Annotated in this window: 15 protein-coding genes; 9 read left to right on the plus strand and 6 right to left on the minus strand. The window is 70.8% G+C overall.

The genetic code is table 11. The features are described from left to right. Positions 1-1,049: 1,049 nt before the first annotated feature. The 4 genes from J2W21_RS15790 (at position 1,050) to J2W21_RS15805 (ending at position 3,662) form a co-directional block, all read left to right on the plus strand. Positions 1,050-1,403: a response regulator gene (locus J2W21_RS15790; protein WP_307115467.1), complete on the plus strand. Its 354-nt coding sequence runs from the start codon at positions 1,050-1,052 to the stop codon at positions 1,401-1,403. Positions 1,404-1,799: 396 nt separating this feature from the next. Next, the gene (locus J2W21_RS15795; RefSeq protein ID WP_307115468.1) at positions 1,800-2,207 is read left to right on the plus strand and encodes a hypothetical protein; all 408 of its coding nucleotides are present in this window, start codon (positions 1,800-1,802) and stop codon (positions 2,205-2,207) included. After that, on the plus strand, positions 2,204-2,440 hold the full coding sequence (locus J2W21_RS15800) for a hypothetical protein (RefSeq protein WP_307115469.1): 237 nt from the start codon (positions 2,204-2,206) through the stop codon (positions 2,438-2,440). The genes J2W21_RS15795 and J2W21_RS15800 overlap by 4 nt, the downstream gene beginning before the upstream one ends. Further along, entirely contained in the window at positions 2,427-3,662 is a 1,236-nt protein-coding gene (locus J2W21_RS15805) for a sensor histidine kinase (RefSeq protein WP_307115470.1), read from the plus strand. Before J2W21_RS15800 ends, J2W21_RS15805 begins: the two co-directional genes overlap by 14 nt. A gap of 903 nt (positions 3,663-4,565) precedes the next feature. Here the strand turns inward: J2W21_RS15805 and J2W21_RS15810 are convergent. After that, positions 4,566-5,213, minus strand: coding sequence for a TetR/AcrR family transcriptional regulator (locus J2W21_RS15810; RefSeq protein ID WP_307115471.1), 648 nt, complete (start codon positions 5,211-5,213; stop codon positions 4,566-4,568). A gap of 150 nt (positions 5,214-5,363) precedes the next feature. On the opposite strand from J2W21_RS15810, the gene J2W21_RS15815 reads away from it, so the two are divergent. Together J2W21_RS15815 and J2W21_RS15820 are read left to right on the plus strand one after the other, a co-directional pair. Beyond that, a complete protein-coding gene (locus J2W21_RS15815; protein WP_307115472.1) occupies positions 5,364-6,191 on the plus strand; it encodes a sigma-70 family RNA polymerase sigma factor in 828 nt (275 codons plus the stop codon). A 378-nt stretch (positions 6,192-6,569) separates the two neighbouring features. Further along, positions 6,570-6,962, plus strand: coding sequence for a VOC family protein (locus tag J2W21_RS15820; RefSeq protein WP_307115473.1), 393 nt, complete (start codon positions 6,570-6,572; stop codon positions 6,960-6,962). Positions 6,963-7,176: 214 nt separating this feature from the next. Here the strand turns inward: J2W21_RS15820 and J2W21_RS15825 are convergent, their stop codons facing one another. From J2W21_RS15825 to J2W21_RS15840, 4 genes are all read right to left on the minus strand, one after another. After that, positions 7,177-7,815: a class I SAM-dependent DNA methyltransferase gene (locus J2W21_RS15825; protein ID WP_307115474.1), complete on the minus strand. Its 639-nt coding sequence runs from the start codon at positions 7,813-7,815 to the stop codon at positions 7,177-7,179. 106 nt (positions 7,816-7,921) lie between these two features. After that, the gene (locus J2W21_RS15830; protein ID WP_307115475.1) at positions 7,922-8,236 is read right to left on the minus strand and encodes a hypothetical protein; all 315 of its coding nucleotides are present in this window, start codon (positions 8,234-8,236) and stop codon (positions 7,922-7,924) included. A gap of 107 nt (positions 8,237-8,343) precedes the next feature. Then, positions 8,344-8,961 (minus strand): SRPBCC family protein, encoded by a 618-nt coding sequence (locus J2W21_RS15835; protein WP_307115476.1) that lies wholly within the window; start codon positions 8,959-8,961, stop codon positions 8,344-8,346. A 31-nt stretch (positions 8,962-8,992) separates the two neighbouring features. After that, on the minus strand, positions 8,993-10,138 hold the full coding sequence (locus J2W21_RS15840; RefSeq protein WP_307115477.1) for a hypothetical protein: 1,146 nt from the start codon (positions 10,136-10,138) through the stop codon (positions 8,993-8,995). A 436-nt stretch (positions 10,139-10,574) separates the two neighbouring features. On the opposite strand from J2W21_RS15840, the gene J2W21_RS15845 reads away from it, so the two are divergent. Beyond that, the gene (locus tag J2W21_RS15845; protein ID WP_307115478.1) at positions 10,575-11,183 is read left to right on the plus strand and encodes a DUF2510 domain-containing protein; all 609 of its coding nucleotides are present in this window, start codon (positions 10,575-10,577) and stop codon (positions 11,181-11,183) included. A 997-nt stretch (positions 11,184-12,180) separates the two neighbouring features. Beyond that, positions 12,181-12,702: an MEDS domain-containing protein gene (locus J2W21_RS15850; RefSeq protein ID WP_307115479.1), complete on the plus strand. Its 522-nt coding sequence runs from the start codon at positions 12,181-12,183 to the stop codon at positions 12,700-12,702. 88 nt (positions 12,703-12,790) lie between these two features. Here J2W21_RS15850 and J2W21_RS15855 read toward each other — a convergent pair whose 3' ends face one another. After that, positions 12,791-13,111, minus strand: coding sequence for a PLD nuclease N-terminal domain-containing protein (locus J2W21_RS15855; RefSeq protein ID WP_307115480.1), 321 nt, complete (start codon positions 13,109-13,111; stop codon positions 12,791-12,793). Between the two features lie 98 nt (positions 13,112-13,209). Between J2W21_RS15855 and J2W21_RS15860 the strand changes: the two genes are divergently transcribed. Then, entirely contained in the window at positions 13,210-14,307 is a 1,098-nt protein-coding gene (locus J2W21_RS15860) for an inositol-3-phosphate synthase (RefSeq protein ID WP_307115481.1), read from the plus strand. Positions 14,308-14,478: the final 171 nt, after the last annotated feature.

Raw genomic sequence — 14,478 nt, forward strand, 5'->3', positions numbered from 1 at the left:
ATCCGCACCACCACCGACGAAACCAGCGGCTAAACTGCCTGCACCCGTTCACTTTTCAAGCGCCGAAAGCGTCCAAGATTCAAGCGCCGCCGACACGGAACCTACCGCTTGCGCCGAGCGACCAGGAACACAACGACCAGGACCACGAACAGTGCTGTGAAGACCGCGACTAAGGCTCCGGCACTGATTCCCATCCGTCCTCCTTCCGAAGTCTCGCAAGACGACAGTATCGGAGATCATCGTTCGAACCTCGAGCCCCGCTGGGGAAGCGCGCGAGACAGGTCCTCGTCTACGCCGTCGCTGCATTCACGGTATGGAGGCCGCGCTGATTGGGCCGATGCCGGTGGCGGCACTGAGCGAGTCGAACGGCGTCGCCTCGCTGATACCCGAAGTCCCTCCCGATCTGCTTGTGCGGCGCGTCGCCCTTGGTGCAGCCACGGCACCTCGAATCCTCTCGAGTCAGGAGTGGACCGAACCTTCAGCCGGCCCTGTGGGCCTGAATCAAGCTGCTGTGGTCACGGGGCGCTGTCGGGCTGCGTGTCGGCCTCAGCCGGTGGCGGGGTTCTGGCCGGTGGGAACGTCGATGGCGGCGGCGGCCAGGACTGCGAGGCTTTCGGCGATGCTCAGCAGTGCTGCGATGCGGGCCTGTTCGAGGCGCCCGGCCGTTTCGATGGAGCTCGTCCTCTGGGTCTGGGAAGCCTCGAAGTAGGCGAACGCCAGCTCTAGTGGGTCGTGTGGGATGGGGTGCTCCTCTGATCGGTTCTGCCCTTCCGATACCCGCCCGGGTTCCCTTCAACCGGTCCGGACGGCCCCGGTCCGGCCCCGCGCCCCCTGCTGTGCGTCCCCGGGGTGCGGTAGGCGGCCGCGGCTCTCCGTCTCGCGGGATGGGTGGCGGGCGGGCTGGCCGGTGTCGGGACTTGCGCCACTGCCGCGGCGGGGGTGAGGGCTGCATCCTTGGAGTGGGCGCACACGCCCATGTTCCTTCCAGTGAGGGGAGGCCGGTGGTGGCTGATGCCGGGGGTGGGGAGGCTTCGCGGGCGAGGGTGTTCGTGTTCGAGGCCCATGACCTGACCCGGGAGGGCCTGGTGGGCCTGCTGGAGGAGGAGGGGTTCGAGGCGGTGGGCGCCTCGGGGAGGCCGGCCGAGGCGGTGGAGGCCATCGTTGCCCTGCGTCCGGATGCGTGCGTGCTCGGCCTGGGCCCCGGGGACTGGGGCGGCATCGGCGTCTGCCGGGCTGTCTGCGGCCTCGCCCCGGACATTCCCTGCATCATCCTGGCCACGCGCGATGACCCTGCGGCGGCGGCGGAGGCGTTCCGGGCCGGCGCGCGCGGGTACGTCCTCCAGGCGCTGCGGGGGGACGGGCTGGGCTCGGCGCTCCGCCGCGCCGTCGCCTCCCGCCGGTAGGCGGCGGCCGCTGCTGCGGTGCGCGGACCCGGCCCGCGCCGGGCGCTGGCCGGGCAGAGCGGCTCCGGCGTCGTCGAAGGAGCGTGCCGCAGCAGTCCCCGCCGTGCGTGCGGCGGCGACCATCGGGGGGATGGGCGCAGGGCGCCGGGCGGCGTAGAGTGAGGGAGGGCGACCGGCAAGCGTGCCTCTGGCTCCACCGCAGCTGATTGCGCCGGAGGGCGCGGGCAGCCTATAGAACGGTCAGCTCATCCTTGGAATCCCCAGCCTCTCCCCACCGTCCGGGGGCCCCGCACGCCGGGGCTGCCCCAGCGCGTCCCTGATCACCGGGATGGCCTTCCGGTCCGCGTCGCCCGGGGCGGCGGGGCGTGTGCCGGACACGGGGAGGCGGGGGCGCAGATGACGAGCAACTACGTCCGGGGCGCCTCGGTCACGGCCCTGGAGTCGCAGGCCGAGATCGGAGCCATGCTCGCAGGCTCGGGCGCCACCGGCTTCCGCTGCACCTGCGAGGACGGAAGGGCAGCGGTCGCCTTCGCGTGGGGGGCGCGCCGGTACCGGATGGTCCTGGACCTGCCGCGCGCGGCGGAGTTCGCCCTGCACGGGCACCCCACGGGCCCGAAGACGGCGCAGGAGAGCGGCCGGCAGCGCTGGCGTGCGCTCTCGGCACTGGTCCGGGCCAAGCTGGAGGCGGTGGACGCCGGCATCGTGGCCTTCGATGACGAGTTCCTCGCCTACGCCCTCGAGCACGGCGCAGGCATTGCGGACGGCGTCCAGCCGGCGCACTCCTCCGGGAAGGACGGGGCATGAACGAGCTCGAGGCCTCGCTGGTCATCAGGGCAGGGGCGGACCAGCTCATGGCCGCCTCGACCGACCCCCGCTCGGCCGAGGGGTACACCGCGGTGAAGGCGAACCTCTCCGCCGCTCTGGAGGACATCGCCGAAGCCCTGGGGAACTTCGAGTCCGGGGCCCCGCAGCCCAACCGCTCCACCGGCTGGACCCAGGACCTGCACCGGGTGGCGGACGACCTTGCCGAGCACTAGCATTCCGGGCCAGGCCGCCGGCAGCGCCGGCTGCCCCGATCCCGCCGCCCGGGGCCAGGACGCAGCGGAGGAACCCCACGCCGGTGCGGCCGCGGCTGCAGGAGGGGAGGGCGCGGGGGCCGGGGCGCTGTACGAGGAGATCCGCCGACGCCACCGCTGGCTCGAGGAGGGGATGGCAGCCAGTTCGTCCCTGCTCGCCGAGGACTCATCCTCCCCGGAGGGCGATCTGGAGGTGGTCGCCCAGCACGCACTGCGCGCCGCGGTCGCCGTCCTGGCCGTGATCGCATCGCCGGCAGGGGGGACGCTGCAGGTCCTCGCTCCAGCCGGGGCGCTCCTGTTGACCCCGGCCGAGGGCGTCCCCACCCCAGGCGGACTCCGGGCCCTCCAGGGGCGCGGGCAACCGGCGGTCCTGGACGACCCGGCACAGCTGTTCGGCTCCGCGGCCGCTCGGAAGCTGGGTCAGGTCCTCTCGTTCCCGCTCGGGCCTGGGAGGGCCGGGGAGAGGCTGGTGCTGCTCGCCCGCCCGGCCGGCAGCGGCCCCTTCACCGAGGCGGACCTGGCGTCGGGGGCGGGCTACGGCTCGCACGTCGGGCTGGCCCTGGACCTGGGGCTGGTCCAGCGCCGGCGCGAGGACGCGCTCCTGTCCACCGACCGCGACCGGATCGCCGCCGGGCTGAACGACCTCGTCATCCGGCGCCTGTTCGCCGCCGGGATGAGCATGCAGAACCTCGGCCGCGCCGCCCCCGACCCGGCCATCCGGGCAGGGATCGCCACGCTCACCGGCGAACTCGATGCGACGATCAGGGAGCTGCGCAGCACCGTCTACTCCCTCCGGCAGGGCCCCCGCGGCCAGGGCCTCGCGCACGCCCTGGTCGACGCCGTCCACGACGCCGTCCGGGGCACCGGCCTCGTCCCCAGGGTCAGCGTGGACGGCATTATCGGGGAACTGCCCCCAGCCTTGGCGCGGGGGATCCTGGCCATCGGACGGGAAGCCATCGGCGACGCCATCGCCCGCTCCGCGGCAGAGCTCACAGTGACCCTCACCGCCATCGACGGCGTCCTCGCGCTGACCGTGGAGGACGACGGCACAGCCGCCACCGCCGACCAGGACCGCAGAGCAGCACGCCTCGTCGAGCACGCAGCGGCCCTCGGCGGCACGGCCAGCACTGAAGGAGTCCCGGGCGGGGGCACCAGGGTCACCTCCACCGTGCCCCGGCGCTGACCGCACCAGCCAACCCTCTGCGGCTCCGACGCGCGCCGCTGTCGGCACGGGCTGCCGGCACGGGACCCGTAGCGGGGGGCCGGACCTCCCCAGCCCCGCACGGCCTGCCCAGGGGCGAGACGCGTTCCGGCGGCCCCGGCGGGGCCGGCCGTGGTGCGCTTCCCCCATCCATGCTGGACAGGGGCAGCAGCTGCTCCTAGCGTCGGAAGTGCACAGGCGGCCCCGCAGGGGCCGCCGACGTGGCGTGAGGGCCAGGAGCCCCTCGCGCCCCGTCCCCGCTCGCTCCGGTCAAGGAGGCCAGCCGCAGTGGACACCGCATCCCCCCACCCCCCAGCGCCCCAGCCCCCGCCCGGGAGCACGCCGGGCCCCCAGGCCCCGCAGCAGCCGACGAACCGGATCGGAGCGGCCGGCCGCGGCCCGGTCGAATACCTCAGCGTCGCCGACGCCCTGTCCCGCGCGGCGCTGGATCCCCGCGGACAGGTCCCGGCAGAACCGCAGGACCCGGCAGATGCCGCCCGCCCCGGCCCCGCACCATACGCGCCACCCCCCGCGGCGGGGGAGGCCCGCCGCTACCTCCGGGGCCCGTCATGGGCCATCGGACGCCCGCGCGGGATCCGGCCGCGGAGGGGCGACCCCCCAGGCCCCGGCGTCAGGGCGACCCGGGTGCGCCTGCGCAGTCCCCGCCGGACCCCTAGGCTCCCGGCGGGGGATCGATGGGCGCCGGCGCTGCACCGCCTCCGCCGCAGCGCGGCGCCGCTGCAGGCGTCCCGGGCGCGCCGCGCCCTCGCCGCCGCGCTCACCCGGGCCCTCGGACGAGGTGGCCTCCTCCTCCGGCTGCGGTCCGCCCGCCCGGCCCGGGACGGGACCGACGACCGCCGCGCCTGAACCCGTGTCCCCCGGCGCTCAGGGCGTCGGGCCTGTGGTCTTCCTCCCGCTCGGATTCGGGGCGGCCGGGGTGCCGGGGCGGTGGAGGTCGATGAGGGCCCGCGCCAGGCTGCGGGCGCGGGCGGCGGCCCGCTGGTCGCCTTCCATGGAGGCGACCATGGCACCCTTGGTGAGGATGTGGAAGGACCAGGCGAACCCGACGGGGTCCTCCAGCCCTGCCGCCTCCGCGAGGGCCGCGAGGCGGTCCCGGATGTCCGCGAGGTGCGCCATGGCCGCCCGGCCGAGGGGGTGGCCCGGACCGAACTCGATCACCACATGCAGGAACGTGTTGACCTCGTCCGCGCCGCGCGCGAACCACTCGTCCAGAACCGTGAACGCGGCCAGGATCGCATCGTCCGGGTTGTGCGCGTGGGCGATGGCCTCCTCGATCGCGTCGTGGCGCACTTGGTGCCAGCGGTCCATGTACGCCAGGACGAGGGCTTCCTTCGAGGGGAAGTGCCGGTAGAACGTCGCCTTGGCGACTCCGGAGTGGGCGATGATCTCGTCGACGCCGACGTCCCTGACCCCCCGCCTAGCGAAGAGCCCATAGGCGGCCTCAAGGATCCGCTCCCGGGCAGGCCTTCTCGCGGCGGCCCCTGAGGCCGGTGTCTCCTCTGTGCCCGTCATTGCCCCAGCATAGCCCTCTGGACAGACAGGTCTGTCTACCTATATAAACGTTCTGACGGAACAGACAGGTCTGTCTCGTTGAGAAGCGTAGACGTTGCCAGCATCAACACCGGCAGCCGCCGCAGGGCGGTGCAGAGAGGGTAGGTCGCTGTGAGTGAGTCAGCTGTGATGGAGCCCGAGTCGGCTGCGATGGAGTCCAGGGGCCAGTTGACGGTCCTGGCGGGCGGCCTGGCGGAAGAGCCCGCCGACGCGGTGCGCGAGGGCGCGGCCCGCAGCGGTGCCGCTGCGGGCGGTGCCGCGGACGCGGGGGCGCTGGTCGTGGAGCATCTGGGGCTGGCGGACGCCCTGGCGCGGCGGCACCGGGTGCCCGGGCATGATTTCGAGGACATCCGGCAGGTGGCGCGGATGGGCCTGGTGATGGCGGCGCAGCGTTACCGGGAGGGTGCCGGGCACGGGTTCGTGCAGTTCGCGGTGCCCACGATCTCGGGCACGATCAAGCGCTACCTGCGGGACCAGTCGTGGGTGGTGCGGCCGCCGAGGTCGCTGCAGGAGCTGCGGCTGGGGGTCAAGGAGGCCCGCGGCCGGCTGGTGCAGGAGCTGGGCCGGGAGCCGTCCCTGGCCGAGCTGGCCTCGGCGACCGGGGCCAGCGCCGAGCAGGTCGCCGAGGCCCGCTCGGTGGAGGCCGCGATGACCGCGGCCGCGATCGAGCCGCTGGACACCTCGGGGGAGGCCGACGGGGAGCGCACCGCGCACCTGGTCCCGGTCACCGACCCGGGGTTCGAGCAGGTCGAGCTGCGCCAGATGGTCGCGTGCGCGCTCGAGGGCGCGAGCGAGCAGGACCTGCGCCTGGTGAGGCTGCGGTTCGTGGAGGAGATGAGCCAGTCCGAGATCGCCGCCGAGCTCGGCGTGTCCCAGATGCAGGTCTCCCGCCTGCTGCGCAGGCTCCTGGACCGCATGCGCCGCAAGATGGCCGCCTGACACGCATTCCCGGTCGGGCTTCCCGACAGATGCGCCCGCGACGCTGGGCCCCAGACATCGGGGCAGCGGACGCAGCGCAGGCCGGTCATGCTTGAGCTGGGCGGACGACAGGTACATCCGGCGGGGGTCGATCGGGTGGACGCTGCCTTCAGCCCAGCTCGTTGAGGGATCCCTGACCGCACCTGATCCCCGAAATGGGGCTTGCCCGAGGTCGGTTCCGTGTTCAGAGCTCCCAATTGTGCTGCGGGCGTGGGCGAGGCTGTGGAAGTAGGTTTCTCGCAGCGTCGGCCCGGGTGCCGGCCGCCGGCCCCAGAGCGGAGGATGGACACGGCCGCCGTACCCCCGCGGATCCAGGGCTGGTCGCCTAGCATGCACACCATGGACAGCCCCATCGACCGCGTCGTCGGACAGGTCTTCATCCCGGTGCGTGACATGCGCCGCTCCGCAGAGTGGTACGCCCGGCTGCTCGGTTTCGAGCAAGGCGATCCCAGCCACGGGGGCACCATCTTCGACATCCCCACCGACGGTGGCACCCGGCTCGCTCTTGACGCCACCCAGCCGGACTTCATTCCGTCAGGGCCGCCGCGCTTCTTCTTCTGGACCGCGGACATGGCGGCAACGCTAGAGCACCTGCGACGCCTCGGGACCGTGGTCACCTCCGATGTGGAGGACATCGGGAGCGTCTTCTTCGTCCAGTTCGAAGACCCAGACGGGAACCCCCTCATGGTCTGCCAGCGCAAGCCATCGCAAGGGAGCGACCCTGTGGGCTGAACGGCCGTGTCCTCGTCGCATCCCCCAGCGCGGCTGGAGGTTCGAACTATGATCTCCGATACTGTCGTCTTGCGAGCATGCGCAAGGAGGAAAGATGGGAATCAGTGCCGGAGCCTTAGTCGCGGTGTTCACAGCACTGTTCGTGGTCCTGGTCGTAGTGTTCCTGATCGCTCGACGCAAGCGGTAGATTCCTCGGCGTTGGCAAGTCGATCGTCTACCGCTCGGCAAGGACGAAGCCCTGAGGGTGTCGTTCGCTCTCGCGTGGAGCTCGTTCTAGGCGTGCAACGATCCGGAACCCGAGGGCCTCGGCGGCGCCCGCGACGTCCTCAACTCGGTGGAGGAAAGCGCGCAGGTCGACCTCGTGTCCGTACGCGCGAGTGCTCGATCTTTCCCCCGTGCCCGACTGGAACCCGGCGAGCAGGACGCCGCCCGGCCTGAGGACCCTGCGGAGCTCGCTCAGTACGGCTTCGATCTCGTGCGGTGGCGTGTGAATGACGGAGTACCAGGCAAGCACCCCGTCAAACTCGGCGGCCGGGTAATCCAGATCAGCCAGCTCGCCCACGACGATCTTGAGGCCCGGATGGGTGGTGCGCGCCTGGGCGACCATAGCTGGCGACAAGTCGACACCTTGGAGCCGCAGCGACGGGCTCAGAGCCGTGAGATGGGCGAGCATCCTGCCCGCGCCGCAGCCGGCATCCAGAATGCTCGCGTTTGTGGAGAGCTGCGCGACGAAGTAATCGATCATCGCCAGGTCCAGCGGGGCTTCGTACAACGTGTCCGGCACCATCCGCGCATAGCTTGCCGCCACGGTGTCGTAGGTGCGGCGCGTCTGAGACTTAAGATCCTGGCCCATCTCGGAAACGCTAGCTCTCCTGTCCGGCGCAGTACCGGCGCGCAACGCGATCCTTTTCAGCACGCATTCAGGTCCGTCGGCCGCGACGCCGTGGTTCTGTGAGAGATCAGCCCTTTTGCGGGCTCCGCGGCGTCGGCCATTTCGTATACCCGAGCCTGCGTTTTGCGGCATAGGGCCTCAGGGCCAGAAGAGCCATAGCGACGCAAGCGACGCCTTGGGCTGCGAGAGCCGCGAACGGAATCCACACCAGCCAGGCGATCGCATGCTGCGGCGCCAAGACGAACGCGACGATCACCATGATCGCTGTGGTGACGATGAAAGACACGACAAGCGGTCGGACGCGCCTGAACCACACCCCAGCAGGGGGCTCGACGGGAAGCGTGTCCCATTCCTCTGGAGGTACAAACTTCAGTTCGGGCACCTGCTGATCCTTTCGCATCCGGGGTCCTGACCGGAAGGCCGAATCCGGTTCTCCTGTTGATCAAGCCGCCAGACCGACCTCTCCGATCGAATTCCCTCAGTGATCCTTTAGCGGGCCCGGCCTCCGGCCAAGTGCCGATTTCGCGTCTCCATCAGCGTCTGAAGGTAACGGGCTAGCACCAGCTTCTCGGCAAGACGCCCTATGGGGCCGAACGGTGCTACGAACTCGATCCGATCGAGCATCGTCGTCCCAGCTGGGTCTTCGCGGAACTCGTGGACATGCCGGAACCGCTTGAGCGGGCCTTTGACCTGCTCGTCTACGAAGTAGTCGGGCGGCTCCATCTGGGTGATCCGGCTCGTCATCTGAAGCGGAAGCCCGAAGTGCCAAGCTCTCCATGTGACCTCCTGACCCAATGAGATGAGCCCGGACGTCACCCCGGCGATCGCCTGCTCGCGAGACCGAGCCATCGAGTCCCGGTGGGCGTCGATGTTTCTGGCAAGGTCAAACAACTCTGACTTCGACATGCTTGTCCGTGTGATGCATTCGAAGTAGACGGCCGTGATCAGAGTATGGCCGCTGACGATCAGAGCCGGGTCAAGGAACCGCAGTTGCCGGTCCCCGAGCGGACGCTGGGCTTGGTCGGCGGGTCGATTCGTCGGCTTGCCGTTGCCGACACCGATGCGCTTGTCCGCGTGTTGGACGGCGAGTGACAGCTTCGATGCCACGAGGCGCTCCGGCTGGGGTGGCCCGTTTCGGTCAGGATGCAGGCGCGGGCGTGGGGCCCGCGACGATTCTCCTGTAGATGTCGGAGTCGTAGGTTGTGTGTCCGTGGTCGTCGGTGACGTAGAGCTCGAAGGCGAAGACGGTCTCGTCGTGCTCGAGTGTGAACTCGATGGCGGGGTTCGTTGAGGTGACCGTCCCTTGGGCGATGATCTTCCCGTACTTCTGCTGCGGGATGCTCAGTGCGGGGCCGTTCTGGGCGGGGTCGCGGATGAAGTACCGGACCGTGTACGGCCCTGAGGGCAGCGGCCGGAGAGTGGGGTAGAAGGTGAAGTGCCTTGTGCCGGGCGCGGTCTCGAGCGCGCGCCATTGGTATCCGGCCATGGCAGGGGTGAGGCTGTCGTCCAGGTCGCGGATGCCGGGGCGGTCGGTCTGGGCGTCGGCGCTGCGGGCCAGCCCGAGTGCCTTCGAGGCCGGGGCGAGGCCGAACCCCAGGCCGAGCCCGAGCCCGATCGAGACCACGGGGACCAGGACCGCGATGAGGACCGCGCGGCGGCGCAGGCCCTGGCCCACGGACTGCCGGTGGGCCCGGAGGTCTTCCGGCACGGCGCCCCAGTGCGTGCTCCTGGAATAGGGGCTGCTGGCCGCCCGCGCCCACGCCTCGATGTAGGCCGGGCGGGACGGCAGCGGGGCATGGGTCCCCCCGTCCGGGTTCCAGTAGGACAGGAACGGCAGCGGGACGTCCCGGAGCCGCCCGTACGCGTCTCTGACCGTGAAGGTCGGCACCATCCGGTACTGGACGCCCCCGCGAGCGGGGTACTGGTGCAGGTAGGGGTGGAAGTCCTCCAGCTGTGCCCGGTCCACCCGCCCCTGGGCGATGAACCCCTTGGTCACGGTGGCCGCGTCCGGGGCGAGGGTGACCCATTCGCCAGCGCGCCAGAGCAGGAGCGTGCCCACGAATGCCGAGGCCGCCGCCCCGGCGATGAGCAGGGACTCGGCCCAGCCCGGGATGACTGAGCTGTCGGCCTGGTTGACCATGATCGAGACCGCGACCGCCGCGACGGGGACGGCAAGGAGGACAGCCCCGAGGCAGGCTCCCGCCCAGGCCGGCATCCGCAGTGCCCGGATCTGGACCGGCAGGTCGTACTCCCGGAACTGGTCCCCCGGCCCCGGAACGAACACCGCTAGGCCCCCGTCCGCTCGCCCGCGGCCACTGCCCTCTGCCGGTCCACGATGCCCAGGCCCACGGCAACCGGAGACGGGGCAGCAGGGCGACAGGGCCGCGTGCCAGCCATCGGGCCGGGCGCGGCAGGCGTGGTCAGTTTCTCCGGATGCACTTGAATCCCCCCAGGGTCGATCAACTGCGGAACTCGGCAGGATCCGATCCGCTCACGCTCGAGCGGGATGGCCGCCCGGACCGATGCTCGCAGACGGTTGCCCCGCTGGACAGCCCTTTCGGCCGATTCCTTGGCGATTCCTCGCATTCCAGCGGTGACTCGGGCGCTGCTGTTGTCTACGATCGCCGGTACTGGCCGCAGGCGAGGACCTGCGGCCCGTGTCGGACTCTGGGGGGACAGTGGTGGGAGCAAGCGGCGGGTGGCCGCCGGAGGGCACACCTGTGAGCAGCTATTCGTCGTTGCCTCCGGGCTGGTACCCCGCGCCGGGGCGCCCGGGGCAGCTGCGGTGGTGGGACGGGCACGTCTGGGCAGATGCCCATCAGGCGCGGGCGTTCCCGGCAAGGACGGGAGTAAGGCCGCTGCTGCGTTCCGGGGCGTCCGTGTACAACTGGGCGATCTGGCTGGTCGCCCTCCTGCCCCTGGCCAGCGTCCTGCTCGCGCTGGCCTGGAAGCCGACGCTCAGCTACCGCACGGTCGTGAGCGGCGGCCGGAGCATCCGGATGCTCGAGCTGGGCTCGGTCTTCACGCCTGTGTACTTCCTGCTGCTCCTCGCCGGCCTCGTCGCCTACATGCTCTGCCTCTGGTCCGCGTACGTCGACTGGAAGAAGCTCACAGCCGAGGGGGTCGTGAGGCCCTTCCCCTGGGCATGGGCCTTCCTCACCCCGGCGCTGTACGTCATCGGCCGGTCACTGGTCGTGCGCAAAGTCGCCCGGCCACTCGGCCTCGCCCCCATCTGGGCAGTCCTCGCAACCGCAGCCCTCGCGGTCATCGTCGCCGCCATCAAGGCCGCCGAGATGTTCCCCGCAGCCGCCAACGCGATCCCCGCCTGATACGAGGCAGCAGAGGCCCGGTCAACGGCACACTCCCGCCCCGACTTCTTCGAGGACGGCGCAAGGGACCCGCGCTATCGGGGCAATCAGTGCACCGAAAAGCTCCAGCTCCTCAACGCCCTCGCCACGCCGTCGCAGCCGACGCTACCGGCCCTCAAGGCGACGCTTCCACGTTCCCAGGCCTGAGGACCATACCCCCTCGCGGCACCCGCGTACAGGCGCCTCCCAACCAGAGCAGCTCCATCATGCCGGGGCGCACAAGCCCCCATTGGGGAAGACAGCGAGTCACCCTGGAAGGCCGCTCGCGGGCGCAGGGCCAGCACCGCGGCCACCGTCGAGCCACCGACGCCATCGCCCGGCTGCGCCGCGACCCGCTGCACCGTTCGGTGCTCAGGCCCAGCTCTGCACAAGGTCAGGAGCCTCCATCAAATCCAGTGCGCTTCAATTCGCTAACCGAGGGCATACTACTTTCCGATTTTGGCGGTGCCGCAAGGCTCGGGCGAGCCGGATGCGCGTATACCCCGTGCGATGAGATGCGCGGTGAACGAACGACAAGCGCAACATCCGAGTCATTGGCCCAGCGGCCGCACCGCTCCCGAATTGAGCCCTCGCCCCAGTCCTGATTCCGGTCGCCGTTGGGGATATTGCCGATCTTGGTGACGTTGACATGGATGCGCAAGCCGGATGCTTGCGCTCAGAGCGGCGCACAGGCTCCTCGCTGACCCTGCCGATGCGGCAGACCCCGTAGATCCGGTCCCGCAGGAGTGAGGCGCGGGCAGTGGAGGGCGCCAGTCTGGTCCTGCCGTCGTGGATAAACCAAGACTGTGGCCCCGACGCAGGCGATGGAGGGCCTCGCCTGTCTCGACGACAGGCCGCTCCGATTGAAACGGGGACGACGTCCCTGAACACCGCTCTCAGACGAAGCAGGTGCGCTAGGCGTAATGAGCGGTGCGCCGTATCCTTCGCGGCAGGACTGATTCGCGGAAGAGAATGCCGGATGCACCAGGACAAACCCCGCCTGCGCAGGGCCGCCAGGTGGCCTTCGGGCCACTTCGTGTGGGCCTACGCCGACCGCCCCGAGTTCGAGGGGCGGGCGGCGTCCTTCCTCGCCGAGGGGCACGCTCGCGGGGAGCGCCAGATCGTCATCACCGACGACCCGCGCACGTCCCTCTGGCCGCGGGACCTCCTGCGCAGCGGCGACCTCATGGTCCTGGGCACCGAGGAAGCCTACGGCCACACATGGATCGTGGACCCCGTCTCCCTCGGCGCCGCCTTCGAGGCCCTCCTCGCCGACGCTCTGCACCTGGGCTACACGGGCCTGCGCGTCGCGGGCGACAACACGAGCCTGGCTCAGGGCCCCGACCGGCTCGCGGCGTGGCTCGACTGGGAGGACCGGGCGGACCGGCTCATGCGGTCCCGGCCCATCACCGGCCTCTGCGCGTTCGACCGGTCGCGGATCGCGCCGGCCTCCCTGCAGGCGCTCGTGGACTCCCACCGGGTGGCCATCCGGTCCCGGTGACCCGGGCGCGGGCAGCCGCGCCGAGCGCAGGCGACGCCGGGAGCGCGCGGTGCGCCCCGGCGTCGTGCGCGGGCCTAGGGGAGTGGCCTCAGCTGACCTTCTTGCCGATCGAGACCCCGAGGGAGGTCTTCAGCCCCGAGGAGGAGGCGCTCGTCCCGGAGCCCTTGGCCGCCGGCGCCGGATTGTGCTTCCGGCCCAGCAGGAAGTACGCGATTGGGCCGATCGTGTTGATGAAGCTCGCCGCGACCCACGCCCCCTTCGGACCGTTGACCTGGTCCTTCGGCCGCTTCGCGAGGTCCCGCAGCGCCGCGCCCTGGAGCGCGAACTGCACGAGGGCGCCCAGGACCACGCCGAAGCGCTGGCCGCCGCTGAGCTCTGACCACTTCTTCTTGTTCTTCTTGCGTCCCATTCCGCCAGTCTAGGGACCGGGCCGCGGGCGGGGGAGTGCCACGCGGATAGGATGAGCCGAGCAGCGGAGCCCGTGGACCGGCTCCGCCGTTCTACGCGATGAGGAGTACCGTGCCAGAGAAGAAGATCCGAGTAGCCATCGTGGGCGTGGGCAACTGCGCAGCCTCCCTCGTCCAGGGGGTGCAGTACTACCGCGACGCCGACCCCGCGGACACCGTCCCCGGCCTCATGCACGTCGAGTTCGGCGACTACCACGTCAGCGACCTCGAGTTCGTCGCGGCGTTCGACGTGGACGGCAAGAAGGTCGGGTTCGACCTCGCCGACGCGATCGGCGCTAGCGAGAACAACACCATCAAGATCGCCGACGTCCCGCCGACCGGCGTGACCGTCCAGCGCGGGCACACGCTCGACGGCCTCGGCAAGTACTACCTCGAGACCATCGAGGAGTCGCACGAGGAGCCGGTCGACGTGGTCGCCGCCCTCCGCGAGGCCCAGGTCGACGTCATGGTCTGCTACCTGCCGGTGGGCTCCGAGAAGGCCGCGAAGTTCTACGCCCAGTGCGCCATCGACGCCGGCGTGGCGTTCGTCAACGCCCTGCCCGTCTTCATCGCCGGCACCCCCGAGTGGGCCGAGAAGTTCCGCGCGGCCGGCGTGCCGATCGTGGGCGACGACATCAAGAGCCAGATCGGCGCCACCATCACCCACCGCGTCCTCGCGAAGCTGTTCGAGGACCGCGGCGTCACCGTGGACCGCACCTACCAGCTCAACGTGGGCGGCAACATGGACTTCAAGAACATGCTCGAGCGCGAGCGGCTCCAGTCCAAGAAGATCTCCAAGACCCAGGCCGTGACCTCCAACGTCGAGGCAGAGCTCGCCGAGCGCGACGTGCACATCGGCCCGTCCGACTACGTCCAGTGGCTCGACGACCGCAAGTGGGCGTTCGTGCGCCTCGAAGGCCGCAACTTCGGCGACGCGCCCGTCTCGCTCGAGTACAAGCTCGAGGTGTGGGACTCGCCCAACTCCGCTGGCGTGATCATCGACGCCGTGCGCGCGGCGAAGATCGCCCTCGACCGGGGCATCGGCGGCCCGCTCACCTCCCCGAGCGCCTACTTCATGAAGTCCCCGCCGGTGCAGAAGGCCGACGACATGGCCCGCGCCGACGTCGAGGCGTTCATCCGCGGCGAGCTCGAGCGCTAGGCCCCCGCCCCGAGGCGGGCGGACGACGGCGGGTGCGTGCCCGGCGTCGTCCGCCCGCCTTCGGCGTCTCCACGGCGTGTCCGACGCAGCGCTCCGTGCGAGCCTTGACGGCTGATGTGGCCCGGCGTACACCGGAGGGGTCGGTGGCGCACCCCGTCTCGGCGAGGCTGG

It is taken from the genome of Sinomonas atrocyanea, from assembly GCF_030811715.1.
Taxonomy (GTDB): domain Bacteria; phylum Actinomycetota; class Actinomycetes; order Actinomycetales; family Micrococcaceae; genus Sinomonas; species Sinomonas atrocyanea_A.

Bases quoted from the DNA above. Each gene is read 5' to 3' on its own strand.
- J2W21_RS15825 (WP_307115474.1), bottom strand. From the start codon at position 7,815: ATGGGCCAGGATCTTAAGTCTCAGACGCGCCGCACCTACGACACCGTG.
- J2W21_RS15820 (WP_307115473.1), top strand. From the start codon at position 6,570: ATGGACAGCCCCATCGACCGCGTCGTCGGACAGGTCTTCATCCCGGTG.
- J2W21_RS15800 (WP_307115469.1), top strand. From the start codon at position 2,204: ATGAACGAGCTCGAGGCCTCGCTGGTCATCAGGGCAGGGGCGGACCAG.
- J2W21_RS15810 (WP_307115471.1), bottom strand. From the start codon at position 5,213: ATGACGGGCACAGAGGAGACACCGGCCTCAGGGGCCGCCGCGAGAAGG.
- J2W21_RS15860 (WP_307115481.1), top strand. From the start codon at position 13,210: ATGAGGAGTACCGTGCCAGAGAAGAAGATCCGAGTAGCCATCGTGGGC.
- J2W21_RS15795 (WP_307115468.1), top strand. From the start codon at position 1,800: ATGACGAGCAACTACGTCCGGGGCGCCTCGGTCACGGCCCTGGAGTCG.
- J2W21_RS15855 (WP_307115480.1), bottom strand. From the start codon at position 13,111: ATGGGACGCAAGAAGAACAAGAAGAAGTGGTCAGAGCTCAGCGGCGGC.
- J2W21_RS15850 (WP_307115479.1), top strand. From the start codon at position 12,181: ATGCACCAGGACAAACCCCGCCTGCGCAGGGCCGCCAGGTGGCCTTCG.